This window comes from Denitrovibrio acetiphilus DSM 12809 (genome assembly GCF_000025725.1).
GTDB lineage: Bacteria > Chrysiogenota > Deferribacteres > Deferribacterales > Geovibrionaceae > Denitrovibrio > Denitrovibrio acetiphilus.
On record NC_013943.1, the window covers coordinates 1,697,095 to 1,719,657 of the forward strand.

Here is a 22,563-nt window from a genome sequence, read left to right on the forward strand (position 1 = left end):
TGAAAATATCAGTTAAGGTTAAACATGACAGTTTTAAGCTCTGTCATCTCTTCCACTGCAAACTTCGGACCCTCACGCCCTGTGCCGGAGAGCTTCAGTCCGCCGTAAGGCATCTGGTCAACACGGAAGGTGGGCATATCATTCACCATAACACCGCCAACCTCCAGCTCATCTATAGCCTGAAAAGCGTTCTGGATATTATTAGTGAATATCCCCGCCTGAAGTCCGAACTGGGAATCATTAACACGCTCGATAACTTCATCAAGAGTTTTATATTTCATGATGCACACGATAGGGGCAAAAACCTCTTCCCGCACAACAGTCATTTTCTCGTTAGTATTTTCAAGTACAGTCGGCTCAAGCATTGTTCCTGTTCTGCTGCCGCCTGCGGCAAGCACTGCACCATCCGCCACTGCTTCTTTTATCCACCCCTCGGCTCTAATCGCTTCTTTCTCATCAATCATAGGTCCTACGAGTGTTTTCTCGCTGTTAGGGTCGCCAAATGTGCTTGCTTTCACAGCATCAACAAACATGTCACGGAACTCATCATATCTGTTCTCATGAATGTATATGCGCTGTATGGAGATGCAAACCTGACCGGAGTTGGCAAAAGCACCTACGACACATTTTGGTACAGCATATTTTATGTCAGAATCTTCGTGTATTATCGCAGCGGAATTAGAGCCAAGCTCAAGTGTAACTTTTTTGATTCCTGCTTTCGCTTTAATGCTTAGCCCCACACCCGGTGAACCGGTAAATGTCAGCATATTAATTTTGTCAGATTCAACCATCGCATTCCCCACAACAGAACCGGCACCAACGACAAGGTTTATCCCCTCTTTCGGAAGTCCCGCCTCAAGGAGAAGCTCAACAACCTTCACAGCGGTGAGCGGTGTGCTCGATGCAGGTTTCAGTATTATAGAGTTGCCCGCGGCTATTGCAGGTCCTACTTTATGCGCTACCAGGTTCAGAGGGAAATTAAAAGGGGTGATAGCCCCCACAACACCGATAGGGTATCGTTTAAAGTATCCGAATCTATTCGCTCCGCTGCCAGACGCATCATATGGAACAAGTTCACCGCCCAGTCTGCGTGCTTCGTCCGCAGCGAATTTGAAATTCTCGCCTGTTCTGCCTGCTTCCCCTCTGGAGAACATCAGCCCCTTCCCCGCTTCAGCGGTTATAATCCGGGCGATCTCTTCCTGATCACGTTCTATCAGAGCACACATGTTGTCCAGTATTTTTCCGCGTTCAGCAGCTGTAAGCTTCTTCATGACAGCTTTCGCTCTGAAGGCAGCATCTATTGCTTTTTCTGTCTCTTCAATTCCAGCCTCGCAGATGGTGTCCACAACAGACCCGTCAAAAGGGCTTAAAACTTCGATAGTCTTTCCCGTATCGACCCATGCGCCGTCGATAAACAGTTTCTTCATCTAAAGCCTCCCTGAGTATATAGTTTCCTGTTAATGCAGATATGTCACATATACTGCCTTTCTACTTTACACCATTACACTATAAACAGTGAACATCTTTTTAACGTGTGTAATGAACATCTGCTTACTAATTTGCTCATCCATTAAGCTCATATCCCTTGTGTTGGAAGCTTCCGGAGCAAATTGATGCGGTACGCTCCATGCGAACCAAACCGTAATTTTCAGAACTGAACCGACACGCTCAGAGCACCGAAGTCATGGCTTGTGCTGTCCTGATCAGCAAATTCTTTTGAGCGTAGTACATTAGTATAGCTGAAACGATAATTACCTTTTGTAACTGCAAGTCCGTACTGAAAATCAGCTACAAAAGGTTCTTTGTCGACACTGCGGCTGTCTGCAAAGGTATTCCCATCTAGAAAAATATTTCTTAAAACCGCTCTCCCCTCTAACCCTGCAAACAGGTACCATCCGAATTTTTCCTGTGGGACAAAAAAACCTGATCCCGGCAGGTTCGGCTGGATACGAGGAGGACCATAATCCTGCGGGAGCCTCATGCCGTAGCGTATAACAAAGCCTGTGCTGGCATAGGTAAATACATTACCAAGGGCAACGCCCGCATGGGGAGTTATGTCGTAAGGAACACCAAGCATTGACTTTGATACATAGCTTCTCCAGCTCCTTTGGTAAGTTAAAACAAACCCGGGTTCATTCTTAAGCTGATGATCCCACCCTTCCGGTCTGGGGGAATCTATCATCCTGTGCACTGTCTTTTGTGTCTGCTCAGCCAGAGACGCCGGACCAACAACACCGACAGTAAGCTCAAGCTGGTCGAGCCTCTTACCTGTTTCAGCAATAAGCCCTACGGAACCGTAAAGCCAGCCGGCATACGGACGGTCATTCTTGGGCGGATTTTCTATTTTTATATCTGTGGGGGTATACATGTTCTGTCCAAAAGAATATGTTGTACGCACAGACGAACCGGCAGGGAAGAAAGGAACATATCCCGCAGCACGAAGAGCCAGTAAGGATATTTTATCCGGTTCTGAAAGCCATGAAGCACGAACGCCGTTCGTATAATATTTATCACTGTGAAATATGTCATTTTCATAAACCAGACTGAGAGTACCATTTTCAACATTCTCTCCGGCAACAGCACTGACAGGCAAAATCAACAGCACTGCACATATGAACATCATAACCAGCAACTTTGACAGTATTTTCATCCAGTCCTCACTAACACAGCAATACTAACCTGCCGTGTAGAAAAATGATTTAAAATATCTACATAGAAAGTGGCTACACCATAAGAGCAGCCACTTGGTGATTATATCAAATTTTGATTGTAATGTGCAGTCCTTATCAGAGTTACAGTATTAACTTCTTTTTTTTTAATTGACTGAAACCTGAAAAATCAATCAGTTGAGCATTCCTCTAAAGCTCTGATTTCCTCATCAGTTGCATCAAATGTGAACTCTCGGCTTCCATCCGTACTTCTGCCGAAATTCTCTACTGCATATTTTATCAGCACAGGCATTACCTCAGCCAAAGTCATATTTTCGTCAGTGCTGACAATCTTCCCCTGCCATAAAGGTGTTGAATCTGTCCTGTCTTTTTCAAAAAGTTTTACATCCAGAAACTTAACGTACTCTTTCCCTCCGGAAGAACCCGATGAGGATCCCAGAAATGTTCCCAGAGAGATTCCTGACCCCATGCTCCCGCCAAAAAATCCTATCCCGCCGCCAACACGGGCTTTCGGTTCGTCGCTCTTCTCTGCCCCTGTGACACCAAATGCCAGAGCAATCACGTATTCAGATGATTTACTGTTTCTTATCCAATTGATACACTTAAGCTGATTTTCCATGGATGCAACATACCCCATTGCCTCCAGATCAGTTCTGATATTATCTGTAATGATAAAATCGTATGTCATGTCCCCATACGTACCCTGTCCTCCATAGCCTGTTACAGACCCTTTATAAGTCGTGGCACAGCCGAATATAAACATCAGCATAAAGCTGTAAAATACTATTTTTTTCATATCTGTTTCTCCTTAAGGTTTAATCATACCAAAACCTTCTTATTATTAATCTATGTTAATAAAAGATATTTTCAACCGAACACTATAGCAATTGGTAATAATAACAATAATATCCTGCAATAGGTCCCTACGTGTAAACCCGTGGTTCTATTGCTTCGCACGTGCTTAACACGCGAATTTACAACTTCGTTGTCACAGCTAAAGCATATGTAAAATACGTCACTGCGAAGCCCGCAGGACTGTGGCAGTCTCCGGGCTCGTTAGTTAATCCTGAGATTGCTTCGTCGTGACATTCCTCACAATGACTTATAAGCTCTATAGCTGTGATTAGCTCATTCATACAAGCATAAATGCGTGGTGTTCTGTCTTCGGCCGCATAAACACCAACCTCGACTTCCAGCGGACAGAGTTGTTAAAATTATGTCTGATACCGGCCGACATCCTCTGAACATTTCTCAAACATAAACATATAATAAACTGAGAGTTTTACGGATTGTTTCAGGTTTTATCAAACTCTGACATCGATTTGACAAGTATTTTACAAAAATAGAGTAAACCTTTTTTAGCGGACAAGAAATCAAAACCCTTTCAGGAGGATATGTAAATGAAAAAGTTTCTCACACTCGCACTTGTTGCTGCTTTCATGACAATGTCAACAGTAGCAGCTCACGCAAGAGACCAGATCCGGATCGTAGGTTCCAGTACAGTTTACCCTTTTGCCTCTTATGTAGCTGAAGAATTTGGAGCTACAACAGGCAACCCTACCCCAATCATCGAATCAACAGGTTCAGGCGGTGGTCATAAACTCTTCTCAGCAGGAGTAGACATGAACACACCCGACATAACAAACTCTTCAAGAAGAATGAAAACTTCTGAATTCGACAAAAACATGGCTGCAGGCGTTAAGAACATCACAGAAATCGTTATCGGTTATGATGGTATCGCTATTGCATTCAACAAAACCAACCCCGACATCAACTTTACAAGAAAAGACCTTACACTTGCTGTTGCTGCTGAGGTTCCTGTTAACGGCAAGCTGGTAGCAAACCCATACAAAAAATGGAATGAAATAAACCCTGCTCTCCCTGCTAAACCAATTCTTGTTTACGGCCCCCCTACATCATCCGGGACAAGAGACGCTTTCGAAGAGCTGGTTATGGAAAAAGTTACAAAGAAAATGGCTGAATATGGTAACAAAGGTTACGGCAAAATCCGTCAGGACGGGATATATGTCCCCGCAGGTGAAAACGACAACCTTATTGTTCAGAAACTCTCTAAAGATAAAGACGCTTTCGGGATCTTCGGTTACTCTTTCCTTGAAGAAAACGCAGACAGAATCAAAGGTGCTTCCGTTGACGGTGTAGACCCTGTTCCTGCGAACATCTCCAGCGGTAAATACCCGGTTTCCAGATCTCTTTTCTTCTACGTAAAACTTGCTCACCTCGACAAAGTTCCGGGTCTTGAAAAATTCGTAGATATGTTCCTCTCAGAGCAGATGATAGGCACAAACGGTCTCCTTAAGACTATAGGTCTTATCCCGCTCCCTGATGCAGACAGAGACGCTGTGAGAGCCAGATGGTCAAAACGCCAGAACCTCACAAAAGCTGACCTTGCACATTAATTGACACACTAACAACCTGCCGACCTGTATTCAATACAGGTCGGTTTTTCCTTATCAACCGGAGTGTTAAATGCTTAAAGTTCTTTTATATTTTGTGATCGGTGTTCTGCCTTTATGCTATATGGCATTTTATCTAGGCAGAAAAAAAGCACGAACAGGTGAAATGAAAATCGGTCAAAGATTTCACTCCAGACCAGGTCATTACGGCTGGTATACTGTTATATGGATGGCACTTCCATCTATGGCGGTATCTCTCCTTTTCAGCATCCTCGGCTCATCACGCATATTTGCTGTGCCAGTTAGTATGCACATTGTTACGATACTTCTTATCGCTGCCGGCGGTCTGTGGTTTGCTCTGCGTACCATAGAGGAAAACCTCCGTGCACGAAACTTTATAGAGAATACAATCAAGCTTTTCCTCATACTGGCATCGCTTGTTTCAATAATAACAACAATAGGTATAGTCATATCTATCCTGTTTGAGTCGATGAAATTTTTCTCACATGTAAACTTCTTCGACTTCATCACCGGTACTAAATGGAGCCCTGACACTGCATTCCTTGAGGGAGCAGGCAGAGACGGCGCTTCCGCTGCTAAACCGGAGTTCGGCTCTGTGCCCATCTTTGCCGGTACTTTCATGATAACATTCATAGCTTTGTCTGTGGCTGTTCCGGTCGGGCTTCTCTCAGCTATATATATGAGTGAGTACGCCACCCCTAAAGTCAGGGGCACAGCAAAGCCTATCCTTGAGATACTTGCAGGTATTCCCACAGTTGTTTACGGTTTCTTTGCTGCAATAACCGTCAGCCCGCTGGTTGTAAAATCAGCCGAAGCGCTCGGTCTGAATGCTGACTACACCAACGCACTCACACCTGGGCTAGTAATGGGGATTATGATAATACCTTTTGTCTCCTCTCTTTCTGACGACGTGATAAACGCTATCCCGCAGAACCTTCGTGAAGGCTCACTTGCACTGGGAACAACAAGGTCGGAGACGATGAAACACGTCATGCTTCCAGCAGCGCTGCCCGGGATAATTTCCGCTGTTCTGCTGGCTCTTTCCAGAGCAATAGGCGAAACAATGATTGTTGTGATGGCGGCTGGGCTTCGTCCAAACCTGACATGGAACCCTCTGGAGGGTATGACAACAGTTACAGTACGGATAGTTGATGCGCTTACCGGAGATCAGGCTTTTGACAGTCTTGAGACTCTTTCGGCATTCGGGCTTGGCTTTGTTCTGCTGATAGTGACACTCTTCCTTAATATAATTTCGAGTGTGATCATCAGAAAATTCCGCAAACAATACGATTAATTAACGGTGTGAATAAACATGGATAAAGAAAAAAGAAGACTAAGACTCATTAAACGAAGATACAGACAGGAAAAGCTTTTCCGCTTTTTGGCTATGTTTGCCATAATACTTGCAACATCGTTCCTCGTCTTCTTTCTGGCTGACATAACGAGAACAGGCTACTCAGCTTTTCAGCAGACAGAAATACAAGTTGATGTGACATATAACGCTGAAACAAGCAAATTCACACATCTCGCTGTTCCCAAAGATTATCAAAGACTCATAAGCCGCGGCTTTCTAAGGCTTATTCCGTTGGAGATCAAGGCTAATCCGGAGCTTATGAACACAACTGTCAAACGCTGGATAATAGCAACAGCGGAAGTTGACCAGTATATGAAAGATAAGGTAAACAGACTAAAACCTGACCAGAAAGCATTTGTGGAAAGCCTGAAAGCTAATGGAGATGTCAGGATGTCCTTCAACACAGGCTTCTTCACTAACGGGGACTCTAAGCTTCCTGAGATAGCGGGTATATTTTCTGCTGTGATAGGGTCTGTCTATGTTCTGCTGCTTACCATGCTCTTCTCTGTTCCTGTGGGAGTCATGACAGCTATCTATCTTGAGGAATTCGCACCAGACAACTGGTTCACCAGAACTATAGAGGTTAACATCAATAACCTTGCAGCCATTCCGTCTATTATTTTTGGTTTACTTGGTCTGGCTATTTTTATAAACTTTTTTGGAGTACCCAGATCTTCTGCACTTGCAGGGGGTCTTACTCTCGCACTTATGACACTGCCTGTGATAATCATAAGCACAAGAGCCGCTCTCCGCTCTGTTCCCGACAACATCCGTCAGGGTGCACAGGGGGTGGGTGCTTCCGGCTGGCAGGTAGTCTGGCACCATGTGCTTCCGCTCTCTCTGCCCGGCATACTGACAGGCTCTATCATCGGGCTTGCACAGGCGATGGGCGAGACAGCACCGCTTCTGATAATAGGTATGCTCGCATACATTCCGGAAGCTCCGGGCGGTATAACAGAAGCTGCGACAGTTCTTCCGGCGCAGATTTATACATGGTCAGGAACATCACTGCGGGCGTATACTGAAAGAACAGCTCTCGGCATTATGGTTCTGCTGTCAGTGCTTCTGGTGCTTAACGCATGTGCTGTGTGGATAAGAAATCGATTTGAGCGTAAATGGTAATGAAAAGAATATTCAGCCTCTATGGAGTAGAGATATAATGGAAAAAAACATTAAGATGAAATCTGAAAACCTGAACTTCTACTACGGGAGCTTTCATGCCTTGAAGGACATAAACCTTGTCTTCCCTGAAAAGCATGTGACAGCCCTCATCGGCCCTTCCGGCTGCGGTAAGTCAACTTACCTGAGGTCTTTTAACAGGATGAACGACTTGATAAAAGACATCAGAGTAGAAGGAGGAATTTATCTTGATCAGCAGGAGATCCATGACCCGAAGCTGGATGTCGTTGAGCTGAGAAGAAGGGTCGGTATGGTTTTCCAGAAGCCCAACCCCTTTCCGAAGACAATATATGAAAACATAGCCTATGCACCCAGGATACACGGTCTAGTTTCCAAAGGAAGCGAGATGGATGATCTGGTTGAAGGTTCTCTCATAAAAGCTGGACTTTGGGAAGAGGTTAAAGACAGGCTCAAGTCTCAGGCGACAGCTCTTTCCGGCGGACAGCAGCAGAGACTCTGCATAGCAAGGGCACTCGCTATGGAGCCGGAAGTTCTGCTTATGGATGAGCCGGCATCAGCCCTTGACCCCATAGCAACACAAAAGATAGAGGAACTCATTTACGAGCTTAAAGAGAGGCTCACTGTTATAATAGTTACGCATAATATGCAGCAGGCTGCCAGAGTGTCAGATTTTACAGCTTTCTTTTATATGGGGGAGCTCATAGAAGTTGGCGACACAAGTACTATTTTTACAAACCCCACTGTCAAAAAGACAGAAGATTATATTACCGGACGTTTCGGTTAAAATACCTACAGGTGGCGGCTGTTATGCCGCCTTTTTTTCTCTACAAACATTTAAAAACAATCTTACAAATATCTGACATCACGCACATATCATCTGTATAAAATAATATTCCAGTGTGCGGTGGTAAATGAATATCAAAGATATGCAGATCAAGACCAAAGCCCTTATACTTTTTATAACATTCATCATTATAAGCATGGCTATTACTGTCGTTTTTGTTATCAAGATAGCTGAACATCACTTTTCCAAACAGGTTGAAGCGCTTCTTGTTTCTGAAGCAGAATCTATAAATGATAAACTGAATAGCTTTGATATGGTCTCAAAAGAGCTGAATAAATATATATCCAACGACATAAACAGACTGCTCACGAATGAAATCGATGCAATGATTGACACATCAGAACGGGTGGCATCAGCATATATGATCTCCGGTGAAGGTGAGATGGCGATACAATTCCGTGTGATGGATATCATAGATAAAAAAACAGTGGGCAAATCAGGGTTTGCTTTTGCTCTGGAACCTGACGGCACAATGTCTGTCATGCCTGACAAGAAATTTGCAAAAGGCTCAGACAATCTTCTGAAAAAGCTGGCAACCGAAGAAAACATAACATTAACGATACCATTTCAAAGAAGAGGCTCTGCAATAGTTTCATGTAAACCCAGCGAACGTTTTAAGCTGATAATTTGCGCTGCAATACCGGAAAGTGAAACATCAGCCAGCTCAGACTTTATTGATAAATACGCGAAAAGCAGCTTTGAAGATTTTGTTCAAAACAAAAAAATAGCCCAAACAGGTTACTACTACCTTATAGATCAGTCAGGAAAACTCCTTATCCACCCTGACAAAGAACTTATCGGAACCAGCCTTGCAGATAAAAACTTTATTCGGGAAATCCTCAAAGAAAAGACAGGAACAATTAAATACAGATGGGACGGAATCAAGAAACTCGCCGGATTCGCCTATATCAAACAGATGGACGCGGTACTCGTAGGCGGTGCTCAGATAGATGAATTTTTGGGCAGTATGAAAAGGGACATAATCATGCGCCCTTTCCTTATAGGTCTTTTTGTTATCGTGATAGCTTCACTTCTGGTAAATACGCTTTTTAACAGAACGATAGTAGCCCCTATCAAACACCTCGGTGAGTACATCGAAAAAATATCAGAGGGAGACCTGACGGCACAATGCAGACTTATTCACCATGACGAAATAGGAAACATAGGCAGATATCTTAACAGCATGACGGATCACATACACGACACTCTGAGCAACGTTAAGCACTCTGCTGCAAATGTAAAAGAGCATTCATCCAACCTCTCAGAATCAGGAATACAGCTTTCAGAGGCAATCAAAGCTCAGTCAGAGAGAACAACTAGTGTGGAGCGTTCCATACAGGAGATTCTCTCCTCCTTTGACGAAGTCTCCGGAAATATTCATGAGATCAGTACTGAAATCAACACAATACGCAACAGTGCCCAGGTAGGACACACAGTCCTCCGCAACACTGTAAAGGGGATAAGAAATCTTGCAGACACAGTTATAAACACATCGGGAACAATAAACAGCCTCGGTGATTCATCCAATCAGATAATAGAAATAGTCAAGGTCATATCAGACATTGCAGACCAGACAAACCTCCTTGCTCTAAACGCTGCCATAGAAGCGGCAAGAGCTGGCGAACACGGTCGGGGCTTCGCTGTAGTTGCAGACGAAGTGCGTAAGCTTGCCGAAAGAACTGTTATAGCCACAGCGGAAATAAATGAGATGACTGTCGGCATAAGCGGAAATGTCAATAAATCCGTTAAAGATATGCAAACGGGCGCAACACTTGCCAAAGAGGGCGAAGTGCTCGCCGAAGAACTCCAGCACAGCCTCGAGGGGATAGTTACCGGTGTTATCGAAGCTGCGGAAAAAGTTGAGTCTGTGTCTGTTGCAATAAAACAACAGAACGAATCCAGCCGTAAAATATCTGAGGATTCCTCAACCATCGCCGGATTCTCTCAGAATAACGCAGAAATAGCAGCAAGTAACAGACAGCAGGCTGAAATGCTGAATGAACTTGCCAAAGGGCTTCAGGAGGCTGTCGGGAAATTCCGCTTGAACAGTTGATAGGTTTGGGATAAAGTCGTTTCCTGTCCAACAATAGATAAGGAAACGATCTTGAAAAACGGAAAACTGCTCGAGTACACCGCTGACGCATCTATCATTCTCATATCTCTCATATGGGGAAGCACATTCATTATCATTAAGAAAGGTGTGGACACTTTCGAACCCATAACTTATCTCTTCCTGCGCTTTATGGTGGCATCTGTTTTCCTGTTCATCATTACACTCCCTCTGATGAAGAAGATCAACAGAAAACTGCTGAAAGACGGTATTATACTCGGCTCTGTGCTATTTATCGTTTTTCTCTTTCAGACTCTGGCTCTCAAACTTGCAACAGCTACTGAGGTTGGATTTCTTACAGGTCTTTATGTGCTTTTCGTACCCGTTTTCTCCGCACTCATACTTAAAAAATACCCGCACATGTTTTCTGTTCTTGGTGTTCTGCTCTCCGCAGCCGGAATGATGATGGTCACTCTCGAATCCAGCATAGGGCTTTCTACCGGACAGATTTTCGGTATTATAAACGCTCTTTTTCTGGGACTTTACATTATACTCATTGACGTATATTCAAGACGGCATCATGTAGTCCTGCTTACAACTGTACAGATACTGACAGCGACAGTTCTTGCGGGGGTCTACTCATGGCTTTTCGAGGAGCAGAACTATTCCGCTGCGCTTGACCCGTATATGCTGTATACAATTCTCTTCACAGGGCTGATAGCAACTGTTTTCTGCTTTTTCGTACAAACAGCAATGCAGAAGCACACAACTCCCACAAAAGCAGCAATCATGTTTACTCTGGAGCCGATATCCTCCGCTTTTTTCAGCTTCTTCATAGGGGGCGAAATTTTAAACAGCAGACAGTATTTCGGCGCTGCATTGATTGTCATTGCCATACTCGTGGCGGAAGCCGGAACAGCAATGCGTTACTCTGTAAAAAAACTACACCGTTAAAGAACATTAGTGCCCGATCATCACTTCCGTGAAAGAACAACCGGGCACCTATTAAATTATTGATATTGTCTTCTGATCTCTTTAACAGCCTGAACCATGTTATGCAATGATTCCATAACCTCACGCCATTCTCTGGTTTTTAATCCGCAATCAGGGTTGATCCATAACCTTTCCGCAGGTATTTTCTCAAGAGCACTGCTTATAAGTCCTTTGATCTCTTCTACTGATGGGACTCGCGGACTGTGGATATCATATACCCCTGGACCGATATCTCTTGGATATTCAAAGTCATTAAAAGCATCCAGAAGAACCATTCCGCTCCTGCTTGACTCAATGCTTATAACATCGGCATCCATGTCTGCAATAGCCTCTATAATCTCATTAAACTCGCTGTAGCACATATGTGTGTGTATCTGGGTTTTATCCTGCACACCAGAAGAAGCAAGCCTGAAGGCGTCTGTTGCCCACCTGAAGTATCCATTTCTATCCTTATGCTTAACAGGCATACCTTCGCTGAATGCTGCTTCATCTATCTGAATAATATTGATTCCGGCTTTTTCCAGACTCATAACTTCTTCTCTGACAGCAAGAGCTATCTGCCTGCAAACTTCAGCTTTTTCTATATCATCCCTGACAAAGCTCCAGCAAAGTATTGTAACAGGTCCTGTCAGCATCCCCTTAACCGGCTTCCCTGTGAGTGACTGCGCATAGGTTATCCAGTCTACTGTCATATCCCCCCTGCGGAAGACATCCCCATAGATTACAGGAGGCTTAACACAACGGCTGCCGTAACTCTGCACCCATCCGTTCTGTGTGAAGCAGAAGCCGTGCATCTTCTGCCCGAAATATTCGACCATATCGTTTCTTTCGGGTTCACCATGTACAAGCACGTCAAGATTCAGCTCTTCCTGCTTTCTTATGATCTTTTTTATCTCGTTTCTGATAAAGAAATCATAATCCTCTATGAACACTTCGCCGTTTCTGAATTTTCTGCGCTGATTTCTTATCTCATCAGTCTGCGGAAACGAACCTATTGTAGTGGTAGGGAAGAGCGGAAGGTTAAGCCAGCCCTGCTCTTTCTTCCTTTTGCTATATGGGCTTTTACGTTTAAGCATGCTGCTGTCGATACATTCAGTAAGTTCTTTAACTTTTGCACTGTGAACCTTGCTGCTCTCGTTTCTGCTGCGAATTATCTCCTGATTATGTTCGATCTCTCTGCTGTATTCACCGCCCGACATAACCGCCCCCAGCAGTGCTGTCTCTCTGCACTTCTGCACAGCAAAGGACATCCATGTTTTCAGCTCTGAATCTATTCCAGCTTCTGATGTTATATCCACAGGGGAATGCAGCAGAGAACAGCTTGAGCCTATCATAAGCCTTTCATGGGGCACTTTCTCTTTTATGTTTTCAAGCTGTTTTCGGGCTTTGACAAGGTCTGTTGTCCAGATATTCCGTCCATCCACAACACCTACGGACAAAGTCATAAAATCAGGAAGATTATTCACTATGTGCTCCGCAGCACCCCCACCCCGTATCAGGTCAATATGTAGCCCTGTGCATCCTGAATTAAGCGCAAGGTCAGCATTATCATCAAGGTTATCAAAATATGTGGTAAGTAGAATTGATCCGCTGTCCGGTGAACTGTTTAATTTTTTATAAATTTTCTTAAAAGCCTCCGCTGCTTCCAGCTCCATATCTGCACAGAGAATAGGTTCATCTACCTGAACCCAGCGGCACATACTGCTTAGCTCTGCTATAACCTGCACATAAATATCACCAAGTTTATCAGCGAGAAGCCACTTGTCAAACCCGTCAACAGATTTGCTCAGTGAAAGATAAGTGACAGGACCAAGTAAAACGGGCTTAGCGTCATATCCTGCATCAACAGCCTCACATGTCTGATCAATAATATCTCTCCCTGAAAATTTCAAAACTGTCGAATCTGACAACTCCGGAACAATATAGTGATAATTTGTATCAAACCATTTAGTCATTTCCATAGCAGAAACCTGAGAAAAAGCATCTCCTCTTGCCATTTTGAAATATACATCAAGGTCAGATTCGCCGGCGGATATTTTGAAGCGTTCGGGCACAGCACCAATCATCATTGAAACATCAAGAACATGGTCATAGAATGAAAAATCTCCGGTTGTCACATATGACAAACCTGAGTCTTTCTGAATTTTCCAATGCTGTTTTCTGAGTTCCGATCCGGTCTGCTGAAGGTTCTGAAGAGTGATTTCCTTTTTCCAATAGAGTTCAAGGGCTTTTTTGAGCTCCCTGTTCTTCCCGATACGGGGGAAACCTAAGATGTGTGTTTGCATTTGTTACTCCTTTTTAAATAGTGAAAGGAGCAACGACAACTCGCAGTTTGGGTAGATAATAAGGTTAACTGCGCCATACGAAAGCACAGTTCTATTAACACCAGTCCGTCTAGTCGCGAGACAGTCGTGCTCATACGCAGCAGGACGTCTCCTGACTTCTGACCTCTATGTGTCAGTTACAGTGGCGCGTCCGTGATGGATTTTCACCATCTTCCGTTTCCTGTGCGCTAAAATGTAAACTAAAGTAGAACAAATATTCTATTATGGCAAGCTAAAAACCAGTCCGTCTAGACTCCCACGGGTAAACCCGTGGTTCTATTGCTTCGCACGTGCTCAACACACGCAGTTACAACTTCGTTGTAACTGCCAGAGCATATGCAAAGTACGTCACTGCGAAGCCAGCAGGGCTGTGGCAGTCTCTGAATTCGTTAGTTAATCCTGAGATTGCTTCGTCATTACATTTCTCGCAATGACTTATAAGCTCTAAAGCTGTGATTAGCTCATTCATACAAGCATAAAACCACTATAAGCACAGAGTATGCTTCTTATAATGGAGATACAGCTTCAGCAATGATACAGAATAACTATATCTGAAAGATTAGTCTTCTATAACAACGCCTCTTGATGTGAAAGATATCCCCTGTGACGATCTGGTTCCTATCATTACAGATTCAATAACGGGGGGGTGGACTTCCTTATCGGCGTGCCATTTAACAAGGAAATTTGCACCTGAACCGCCGGTTTTGTCATACTCGCTGACTTTGTAGCTGACAGTAGCAAAAGGCTTCAGGATAATTGTTTTATCAATGAATTGTTTGATAAGCTTTCCGTCGCTGTTGTAGTAATCCGCAACAGATACGCTGATGGGTTCTGCGGCGTTAGTATTGCGTATGCTGAGAGTAACGGAAAGTTCGAAAGGTGACACTTTCGGACCGACATATATATGAGAATAAGCGGGGACATAGACCGTCTGTTTTTTATGCTTAGACACCTGAGCAAATGCAAACTGTACAAGCAGCAGAGCTATTATAACTGTAAACGAAATTTTTTTCATATTTTCTCCATCATGTTGTATTATATACGATTCCTAACCTGCCCTCAATAGAGATATTAAATGTATAGAGAATGTAAAAAAAGATAGGTTCACAGGATTATTTTTTATTGATAAACATCAACTCAGGCAGTAGCATACTGGTGCATTAAGTTCGTTTTCAGGAGTCACATATTATGGACAACCTCATTTCGCAGACACCTTCTGCATATCCTTTTCCAATGCTAATCAAAAACCTTATACAAACACCGCTGGTGCGAAACAGCAAAAACGAAATTACCTATCGCGGTGAAATGAGATACACGTATGCCGACCTTTATAAGCGCGTATGCAAGCTGGCTAATGCTCTGACAGATATAGGCGTTAAACAGGGGGACACTGTTGCCGTAATGGACTATGACAGCACAAGATATCTGGAATTCTACTTTGCTGTTCCGATGATAGGAGCGGTGCTTCATACTGTAAATATCAGGCTTTCACCGGAACAGATATTCTTCACTATTGACCATGCTGAGGATGATATTATATTTGTTCATGAGGATCTTGTCAGCCTGATAGAGTCTGTCAAAGGACGTATCGCCACTGTTAAAGATTACTATCTATTATGCGAAACTGAAAAAATACCTGAAACAAACCTCGGGTTCGCCGGAGAGTATGAATCTCTTATCGCAGACAAACCCGACACATACGACTTTCCTGACTTTGACGAAAACACAAGAGCAACAACATTTTACACTACAGGCACAACTGGTATGCCCAAAGGGGTTTATTTCAGCCACAGACAGCTTGTTATGCATACACTCGCTCTATCTTCCACATTCGGCAGCATAAACACACACGGAACTTTCCGCCGTGATGATGTTTATATGCCTATCACCCCCATGTTTCATGTGCACGCATGGGGATTCCCGTATGTTGCAACATACACAGGGGTAAAGCAGGTCTACCCGGGCAGATACGCTCCAGACACACTTTTAAAATTGATTATAAGCGAAAAAGTAACTTTTTCTCACTGCGTGCCTACAATACTACACATGCTTCTCAGCTCGCCGCTGGCAGAAAAAAGTGACCTGAGCAAATGGAAAGTTATCATCGGCGGAGCTGCCCTTTCAAAAACACTGTGTCTCAGAGCAATTGAAAAAGGGATAGACATCTTCGGCGGATACGGGCTCAGCGAAACATGCCCCGTATTAAGTCTTGCTCACCTCACCGAAGACATGCTTGAGCTGGACAATGAAAAGCAGGCTGAAATCAGAACTTACACAGGCACCCCTATGAGCTTTGTTGATATACAAATCGCTGATGAAGACATGAATTTTCTCCCCTGGGACGGTGAATCCACAGGAGAAATAGTTGTCCGTGCCCCATGGCTGACACAGGGATATTTCAAAGATGTAAAAAGCTCTGAAAACCTATGGCGAGGCGGGTACATGCACACAGGTGACGTGGCATTCGGTACACCTGACGGCTATCTGCGAATAACAGACAGGGCGAAAGATGTTATCAAAATAGGCGGCGAATGGGTATCATCCCTTGAGCTTGAAGACATCTTCAACCACCATTCAGATGTTGCTGAAGTTGCTGTTATAGGTGTTCAGGACAATAAATGGGGGGAGCGTCCCCTTGCTCTGATAGTCCTTAAGCCTGAAAAAATAGTTACAGAAAAAGAGCTACTGAACCACGCAAAAGACTACATCAAAAAAGGCGTACTGGGCAGAGAAGGAATGCTCGTAAAAGTACGCATTATAGAATCCATAGATAAAACCAGTGTTGGCAAAATTGATAAAAAGCTCCTTCGCCTCAAATACACCTGACAGGCTTCTTTTGATACATTTCGAGCAAGTGTTCAGTATACAGCAGTAATTACCGGCACGCCGTTATACCTTATACTATATAACGCTTGACACTAAGCCCTGTTGCGTTATATATAACAAAACATAACGAATTCGGAGGAATATTAATGAGGAAACTATTACTGCTCATAATGTGTACTACAGCTTTCATGACAGCCAATGCGGAAAAACTGACTATTTATGCTGCCGCGTCCACTACAAACGCTGTAAACGAGATCATAGCCAACTACGAAGCTGAAACCGGAAACGAAGTTACAAGTTCATACGCATCTTCCGGCACACTCGCAAAACAGATAGACAACAGTGCTCCTGCTGACATATTCATCTCTGCCAATGTCAAATGGATGACATGGCTTGAGGGAAAAGGAAAAGTCGACAAAACCACTGTTGCACCTCTCCTTGCAAACAGGCTTGCACTCATTGCACCATCAAAATCTGAGATCAAAGCCAGTGAGACACTGGATAACGACACAGCAGTAAAACTGCTCACAACATCAGGCAGAATAGCAATAGGCGACCCTGCACACGTGCCCGCCGGTATTTATGCCCAAAAAGCTATGGAAAGTCTCGGTGTATGGGAAGAAGTTTCCGGTACAGTTGCAAGAATGCAGAACGTACGTGTTGCTCTCGCCACTGTTGAAAAGAATGCTGTACCTCTGGGTATAGTTTATTCCAGCGATGCAGCAAGGTCTAAACAAGTGAAAATTGTCGGTCTCTTTGACGAAGAACTTCACGGAGCCATAAGATATCCTGTAGCTGTCGTTGCGGGGAAAGCAAATGACACAGTAATGAGTTTTTATAACTACCTTAAAACAGAAAAGTCTGCTAAGATTTTCGAAAAATATGGATTTAAAGCAGTAAAATAAATGTTTGAACTGACCAGTTTTGAAACTGAAGCACTTTACCTGAGCCTGAAGATATCCTTATGGGCTGTCGCAGCAGGACTCATACCCGGTATAGGGATCGCTTACCTCCTCGCCAGAAAAAGCTTCCCGGGAAAACTTCTTCTAGACGGGCTAGTTCACATACCCCTGGTTATCCCTCCAGTAGTTACAGGCTATATATTGCTTATAGTTTTTAATGACAACGGTCCGGGAGGGAAACTCCTTACAAGTATATTCGGAACCGGCATAGCCTTCTCATGGAGAGGTGCTGTGCTGGCTTCCGCAGTTATGGCCTTTCCGCTTCTGGTCAGAAGTGTAAGGTTGTCTATAGAATCCGTTGACAAAGGGCTGGAGGAAGCATCAAGAACACTTGGTGCAGGGCGTTTACGTGTGTTTTTCACGATCACCCTTCCTCTATCTGTCCCCGGAGTAATAACCGGAACAGTGCTTGCATTTGCAAGGTCTCTCGGCGAATTTGGCGCAACGATAACTTTTGTGTCTAACATACCAGGAGAAACCAGCACTCTGCCTCTGGCACTATTTAACCTCACCCAAACCCCCGGAACAGAATATGAAGCAATGAAACTCTGCATCATATCAATCCTCCTTGCACTGATCGCCATAGCAGCTTCCGAATTTTTCAGCAGACGCGCGGCAAGCAGACTGAGAGGTGACAATGCTTGAGTTCAGAGCAATCAAGAAACACATCGGATTCACTCTGGACGCTTCTTTTGTATGCGACAGCGGGATGGTTACAACACTCTTCGGAAAATCGGGCTCAGGCAAGACCAGCATTATAAATATGATTGCAGGTCTCCAGACCCCTGATGAAGGCAGAATATCAGTAGGGAGCAAACTTCTCTTTGACAGCTATCAGCGGATCAACATCCCTACCCCGAAAAGACATGCCGGATACATCTTTCAGGACGGCAGACTATTCCCTCACATGACAGTGAAATCGAACCTCCGGTATGGACTGCGTAACGAAAGCACATCAACGGAAGAGTTCACACAGATTATAGACCTGCTCGGCATTTCTGAACTGCTCGAAAGGCGCCCGCACAAGCTCTCCGGTGGAGAAAAGCAGCGTGTCGCTATCGGACGGGCACTTCTCTCTTCACCTGATTTCATGCTTATGGATGAGCCGCTATCAGCTCTGGACACAGCGAGAAAGCAGGAACTGATCCCATTTATAGGACGCATGGTTGAAAAATTTCATATGCCTGTTGTATACGTTACACACAGTCTCGACGAACTCCTTGCACTGGGGGATAATGTTGTTCTGATGGATGATGGAAACTGCGTCGATTCAGGCAGTGTAGAGGATGTTGTCTCAAAGCCGGAGAACATGTCTACCCTCGGGCTGACAGGCAGAGTAACAGTGCTGAGAGCAGAAGCAGTGGGTGCACACGAAACTTCCAGCATAATCAGGCTTGAAAATAAAAAACTGCTCATCCCTACATCGCAATATAAAAAAGGGACAAAACTCCGTGTAACACTCCACTCAGAAGATGTAACTCTAAGCGTTCAAAAACCCACAGGACTGAGCTCCAGAAACATAATAAAGGGAACAATTCAGGAAATATCAGTTACTCCGGACGGTGCAATGAGCGTTAAAATAGATATAGGTGTAACAATATACGCGACTGTAACTCAGGAAGCCGTTAACGAACTAGCCCTTTCAGCCGGAACGCCAGTATATATCATAGTCAAAACCATAGCTATGTCACGCCAGAGCACAGCAACTATTAGACAGTAGTAAAGCTTCTTTAAATCATTCCTCAGCGATATTTATCCACCGTAAGAAAATGATTCGGTGGTATAGTCCGTATCCGCAGTTTTGACATAATCATTGTTAAAATTTGTGCTGGTCTGAAGCATGTAGAATCCGAGCTCACGACGATAAAATGACTCCTCTGACATGCCTTCTTCTAAGTCTGGCTTGCCAGAACTTCCTCATCCTCTATTCCAATGGTATTACCAAGACGCACTATAACTCCCCACTGAACATCATTTATCTCTTCATTCGTTTTAGGCTTCTCATATCCGTTTTTAGTAAGTGTGTTGACCAGCCCGTCGATATTCTCATCAGATGGCATTATTAGTTCATAAAGACCTGTATTCTCTTCAAGTTCTAAAACGTTTTTGATATCTTGAACTTTTTTGTGATTTTGCAGTTCAATTGACCCCCCTGGCGGCAAATATTTGCAGCTGAATTGACCCCCCATATTTGCAATTCAATTGACCCCTCTGTGGTGTCAGCTTTTGTAAAAAGTTTTGTAAAAATCTCTCCTTTGTATAATGCCTCCATAGAAAATAACTATGGAGAAATTGAATGCGAAAGGAGTACCACATGCACGACATCCTGGATATTCTACGACGCAGAAAGCATGGCGACGGCTTTAAGACGATCGCCAAGGCTCGCAAGATGTCTAGAAACACCATCAGGAAATACATAGAACTGGCTGTCACTTTGGGTTTCGAAAGTGACAGTGAGCCACCACTGGAGGAGATCGCATACGGTGTCTACCGCAAAGTATACGGAGACGGTTCTCGCCCAGTCAGTGAGTGCCGTAAAGTTCTTATTCCATACAAAGAGAAACTGGAACACTGGCTGAGTGAAGAGCGCCTCACTATGACCAAGATTCATTCTCTTCTTAAGCGTCATGGTGTTTCTGTAAGCTATGACACACTGCGCCGCTACCTTCATGAAGATCTTGGTTTCTTTAAGCACAACACAGTCCGCATGCCTGAAACTGCTCCAGGCGAATACGCAGAGGTTGATTTCGGTCGTCTGGGGCTTTTATATGACCCTGAGACAGACAGAAGGCGTGTGGTCCATGCATTGATAGTGACTTTGCCTTACAGCCGCTATCAGTATGTTCACCTTTGCCATAGCATGAAATTCCAGGAAGTAATCACCGGTCTGGAATCAGCCTGGGAATTCTTCGGCGGTGTTCCTGCGAAAGTGATTGTCGACAACATGAAGACAGCCATAGATAAGGCAGACCGTTATGATGCGCAGTTCAACCGCTACTTTTATGAGTATGCTTGTTACCGTGGATTTATCATAGACCCTGCAAGGGCAGTGCTCCGAAAGACAAGCCTAAAGTTGAAAGAAATGTATCATATGTCAGAGATAACTTCTTTAAAGGAGAGACATTCAGGAGCCTTTCCCATGCACAGGAAGCAGCAGATGCCTGGTGCAGAACTGTCTCCGGCATGCGTATACATGGCACAACTAAAAAGCATCCCCGCATTGTATTTGATATGGAAGAGCAGGCGAATCTGCTCCCTCTGGAACAGGAGCGTTACGATGTACCTTTCTGGGGAACCTGCAAAGTGCATCCAGACCATCATATCCGTATTCAAAGCGCTCTTTATTCTGTCCCCACTGTATACATAGGCAAAGAGGTTTCTGTAAGGCTGGACAGCAAGCTGGTTCGCATTTACCACAAAGAGCAGCAGATAAAGGTGCATAGTCGTATGAAAAAAGGTAAACGCTCAACAGACACCAGTGACTATCCTGAAGAGAAACGTGGATACACCATGAAGAGCTGTGAATATCATATTTATAAGGCTAAAGAAGTAGGTTTCTACTGCGGAGAATTTATGGAGCGTCTGCTATCCGGTGACTTCCCATGGCAGAATCTAAGGCAGGCTCAGAAACTCATCCGGGATGCTGATAAATATGGTCATGGTCGTATGGAGCAGGCATGTCAGCGGGCAGTAAGCTTCGACCTCATCAATGTGTACAGAGTAGTAAATATAATTGAGCTCTCTATGCAGAATAATGAGGTAGAAAAATCTTCCTGTAAAGTGCTGAAACCCGCTAAATTTACACGCAATAAAAACTATTTCTACGAAGGAGGTCACGATGACACTATCAAATGAACTGAAACAGACAGTAAAAAAACTAAGGCTGTCGGGAATACTGGCTACTTTACCGGAACGGATGGCTTATGCCAAACAGCAGCACCTGACATATGCAGAGTTTCTTGAGTTGGTAATGCAGGATGAAGTGGACAGGCGTCTTCATAACCAGGTGGATAATCAAATGAAAAAAGCTGGTATTAACCCCTTTGAGACACTGGAGAGATATGACTTCGACGCTCCGGTGCAGGTAGACAGAGAAATGATCAAAGGACTGTTCGGTCTGAATTTTATTGAGGAAAAAGATAACGTGATGCTGTGCGGACCTGTCGGTGTTGGTAAAACATATCTGGCAAATGCATTGGCCCACGCTGCTGTGCGAAGAGGTAAAAAAGTCCTGATGGTCAGAGCAGAGAAACTTTTTAAAAGACTGCAGCAGTCCAGAGCTGACTACTCCTATGAGAAGGCTCTGCTTGGATTTATTACTCCCGATATGCTTATTATAGATGACTTCGGACTGAAGGCATTGAATGAACAACAGTCTACTGACTTCTATGAGATTGTTGTGGAAAGGTACGGGAGAGCATCTACTGTGATCACAAGCAACAGGGATACGGATGAATGGCTGGAACTATTCCATGACCCGATTCTCGCAAACTCGGCACTCGACAGGTTGGTGCATAATGCATACAGAGTTGTCATTGAGGGTGAGAGCTATAGAAAAATTAAATCCAGAAAAAAGTTGATTTAAAAAGGAAGATGACGTAAACAAAAATTAAGGAGAGAGGGGGTCAATTAACCTGCAAATCAGAGGGGTCAATTGAACTGCAAAATGACATTTTCCACTGAGTCTGAGTTTCGTAGTTTACGCAGAGTGTTGTCCAGTTTTTTAGCGATGGAAGATAGATTTACTTTGTCATTCTGGGATACATTATTTTCGTTCTTATCCTGTTGGTCTGATACACCTTTAATAGAGATGTTTTCAGTAGAGAAAATATTTTCAAACGGATTATTAAAGCTTATGTTTATAATGAACCCCTTCGACAAAACAATATGTTAATATAGTTATCGGAGGGTTTTGGGATTTCTTTAATTAATTCCCGGATTAAAAAATCATCATTTATGTTTTGGG

The 22,563-nt window shown here is 43.9% G+C and carries 23 protein-coding genes and 1 riboswitch; of the genes, 13 read left to right on the forward strand and 10 right to left on the reverse strand.

All coding sequences use genetic code 11. The features are described 5' to 3' along the window. Positions 1–8 precede the first annotated feature (8 nt). The 4 genes from DACET_RS08150 to DACET_RS16290 form a co-directional block, all read right to left on the reverse strand. Positions 9–1,427: an aldehyde dehydrogenase family protein gene (locus DACET_RS08150; RefSeq protein WP_013010904.1), complete on the reverse strand. Its 1,419-nt coding sequence runs from the start codon at positions 1,425–1,427 to the stop codon at positions 9–11. A gap of 221 nt (positions 1,428–1,648) precedes the next feature. Beyond that, positions 1,649–2,650 carry a lipid A deacylase LpxR family protein gene (locus DACET_RS08155; RefSeq protein WP_013010905.1) on the reverse strand — a complete coding sequence of 334 codons (1,002 nt, stop codon included), beginning with the start codon at positions 2,648–2,650 and terminating at the stop codon, positions 1,649–1,651. Between the two features lie 188 nt (positions 2,651–2,838). Beyond that, positions 2,839–3,465: a hypothetical protein gene (locus DACET_RS08160; protein WP_013010906.1), complete on the reverse strand. Its 627-nt coding sequence runs from the start codon at positions 3,463–3,465 to the stop codon at positions 2,839–2,841. A gap of 178 nt (positions 3,466–3,643) precedes the next feature. Then, on the reverse strand, positions 3,644–3,805 hold the full coding sequence (locus DACET_RS16290; RefSeq protein ID WP_169304208.1) for a hypothetical protein: 162 nt from the start codon (positions 3,803–3,805) through the stop codon (positions 3,644–3,646). A gap of 264 nt (positions 3,806–4,069) precedes the next feature. On the opposite strand from DACET_RS16290, the gene DACET_RS08165 reads away from it, so the two are divergent. The 6 genes from DACET_RS08165 (at position 4,070) to DACET_RS08190 (ending at position 11,446) form a co-directional block, all read left to right on the forward strand. Then, positions 4,070–5,086, forward strand: coding sequence for a PstS family phosphate ABC transporter substrate-binding protein (locus DACET_RS08165; RefSeq protein WP_013010907.1), 1,017 nt, complete (start codon positions 4,070–4,072; stop codon positions 5,084–5,086). 70 nt (positions 5,087–5,156) lie between these two features. Next, positions 5,157–6,398 (forward strand): phosphate ABC transporter permease subunit PstC, encoded by a 1,242-nt coding sequence (pstC, locus tag DACET_RS08170; RefSeq protein WP_013010908.1) that lies wholly within the window; start codon positions 5,157–5,159, stop codon positions 6,396–6,398. Between the two features lie 18 nt (positions 6,399–6,416). Further along, positions 6,417–7,580 (forward strand): phosphate ABC transporter permease PstA, encoded by a 1,164-nt coding sequence (gene pstA / locus DACET_RS08175; RefSeq protein WP_013010909.1) that lies wholly within the window; start codon positions 6,417–6,419, stop codon positions 7,578–7,580. Positions 7,581–7,617: 37 nt separating this feature from the next. Next, the gene (gene pstB, locus DACET_RS08180; protein ID WP_013010910.1) at positions 7,618–8,382 is read left to right on the forward strand and encodes a phosphate ABC transporter ATP-binding protein PstB; all 765 of its coding nucleotides are present in this window, start codon (positions 7,618–7,620) and stop codon (positions 8,380–8,382) included. A 127-nt stretch (positions 8,383–8,509) separates the two neighbouring features. Further along, positions 8,510–10,495 carry a methyl-accepting chemotaxis protein gene (locus DACET_RS08185; protein ID WP_013010911.1) on the forward strand — a complete coding sequence of 662 codons (1,986 nt, stop codon included), beginning with the start codon at positions 8,510–8,512 and terminating at the stop codon, positions 10,493–10,495. Between the two features lie 51 nt (positions 10,496–10,546). Beyond that, positions 10,547–11,446 carry a DMT family transporter gene (locus DACET_RS08190; RefSeq protein ID WP_013010912.1) on the forward strand — a complete coding sequence of 300 codons (900 nt, stop codon included), beginning with the start codon at positions 10,547–10,549 and terminating at the stop codon, positions 11,444–11,446. Between the two features lie 56 nt (positions 11,447–11,502). On the opposite strand, the gene metE is transcribed toward DACET_RS08190, so the two are convergent. The 3 genes from metE to DACET_RS08200 all read right to left on the reverse strand — a co-directional run bounded on the left by metE (position 11,503) and on the right by DACET_RS08200 (position 14,824). Next, positions 11,503–13,770 carry a 5-methyltetrahydropteroyltriglutamate--homocysteine S-methyltransferase gene (gene metE, locus DACET_RS08195; protein ID WP_013010913.1) on the reverse strand — a complete coding sequence of 756 codons (2,268 nt, stop codon included), beginning with the start codon at positions 13,768–13,770 and terminating at the stop codon, positions 11,503–11,505. Between the two features lie 96 nt (positions 13,771–13,866). Further along, positions 13,867–14,011, reverse strand: a riboswitch (adenosylcobalamin (AdoCbl) riboswitch). A 105-nt stretch (positions 14,012–14,116) separates the two neighbouring features. After that, positions 14,117–14,278, reverse strand: a complete 162-nt coding sequence (locus DACET_RS16295) for a hypothetical protein (RefSeq protein WP_169304209.1) — start codon at positions 14,276–14,278, stop codon at positions 14,117–14,119. 90 nt (positions 14,279–14,368) lie between these two features. Beyond that, a complete protein-coding gene (locus tag DACET_RS08200) occupies positions 14,369–14,824 on the reverse strand; it encodes a DUF3124 domain-containing protein (RefSeq protein WP_013010914.1) in 456 nt (151 codons plus the stop codon). A gap of 173 nt (positions 14,825–14,997) precedes the next feature. Here DACET_RS08200 and DACET_RS08205 point away from each other — a divergent pair, with 173 nt between their 5' ends. The 4 genes from DACET_RS08205 to modC all read left to right on the forward strand — a co-directional run bounded on the left by DACET_RS08205 (position 14,998) and on the right by modC (position 19,317). After that, complete coding sequence (locus tag DACET_RS08205) at positions 14,998–16,635, forward strand: fatty acid--CoA ligase (protein ID WP_013010915.1); 1,638 nt, start codon at positions 14,998–15,000, stop codon at positions 16,633–16,635. 146 nt (positions 16,636–16,781) lie between these two features. Then, positions 16,782–17,540, forward strand: a complete 759-nt coding sequence (gene modA / locus DACET_RS08210) for a molybdate ABC transporter substrate-binding protein (protein ID WP_013010916.1) — start codon at positions 16,782–16,784, stop codon at positions 17,538–17,540. After that, entirely contained in the window at positions 17,541–18,242 is a 702-nt protein-coding gene (modB, locus tag DACET_RS08215) for a molybdate ABC transporter permease subunit (RefSeq protein ID WP_013010917.1), read from the forward strand. It abuts the gene before it with no gap. Further along, the gene (gene modC, locus DACET_RS08220) at positions 18,235–19,317 is read left to right on the forward strand and encodes a molybdenum ABC transporter ATP-binding protein (protein WP_013010918.1); all 1,083 of its coding nucleotides are present in this window, start codon (positions 18,235–18,237) and stop codon (positions 19,315–19,317) included. The genes modB and modC overlap by 8 nt, the downstream gene beginning before the upstream one ends. 32 nt (positions 19,318–19,349) lie before the next feature. Here the strand turns inward: modC and DACET_RS16665 are convergent, their stop codons facing one another. Next, positions 19,350–19,481 (reverse strand): hypothetical protein, encoded by a 132-nt coding sequence (locus DACET_RS16665; protein WP_283804953.1) that lies wholly within the window; start codon positions 19,479–19,481, stop codon positions 19,350–19,352. 8 nt (positions 19,482–19,489) lie between these two features. Next, positions 19,490–19,786, reverse strand: a complete 297-nt coding sequence (locus DACET_RS08225; protein ID WP_013010919.1) for a hypothetical protein — start codon at positions 19,784–19,786, stop codon at positions 19,490–19,492. Positions 19,787–19,911: 125 nt separating this feature from the next. On the opposite strand from DACET_RS08225, the gene DACET_RS08230 reads away from it, so the two are divergent. Genes DACET_RS08230 through istB form a run of 3 tightly spaced genes read left to right on the forward strand, consistent with a single transcriptional unit; the run spans position 19,912 to position 22,182 of the window. Next, complete coding sequence (locus tag DACET_RS08230; protein ID WP_052293520.1) at positions 19,912–20,964, forward strand: DDE-type integrase/transposase/recombinase; 1,053 nt, start codon at positions 19,912–19,914, stop codon at positions 20,962–20,964. Then, complete coding sequence (locus tag DACET_RS15560) at positions 20,901–21,452, forward strand: Mu transposase domain-containing protein (RefSeq protein ID WP_148214165.1); 552 nt, start codon at positions 20,901–20,903, stop codon at positions 21,450–21,452. Before DACET_RS08230 ends, DACET_RS15560 begins: the two co-directional genes overlap by 64 nt. Next, positions 21,436–22,182: an IS21-like element helper ATPase IstB gene (gene istB, locus DACET_RS08235; protein ID WP_013009614.1), complete on the forward strand. Its 747-nt coding sequence runs from the start codon at positions 21,436–21,438 to the stop codon at positions 22,180–22,182. Before DACET_RS15560 ends, istB begins: the two co-directional genes overlap by 17 nt. 65 nt (positions 22,183–22,247) lie before the next feature. Here the strand turns inward: istB and DACET_RS16125 are convergent, their stop codons facing one another. Continuing rightward, positions 22,248–22,478 carry a hypothetical protein gene (locus DACET_RS16125; protein ID WP_148214166.1) on the reverse strand — a complete coding sequence of 77 codons (231 nt, stop codon included), beginning with the start codon at positions 22,476–22,478 and terminating at the stop codon, positions 22,248–22,250. Between the last annotated feature and the right edge of the window lie 85 nt (positions 22,479–22,563).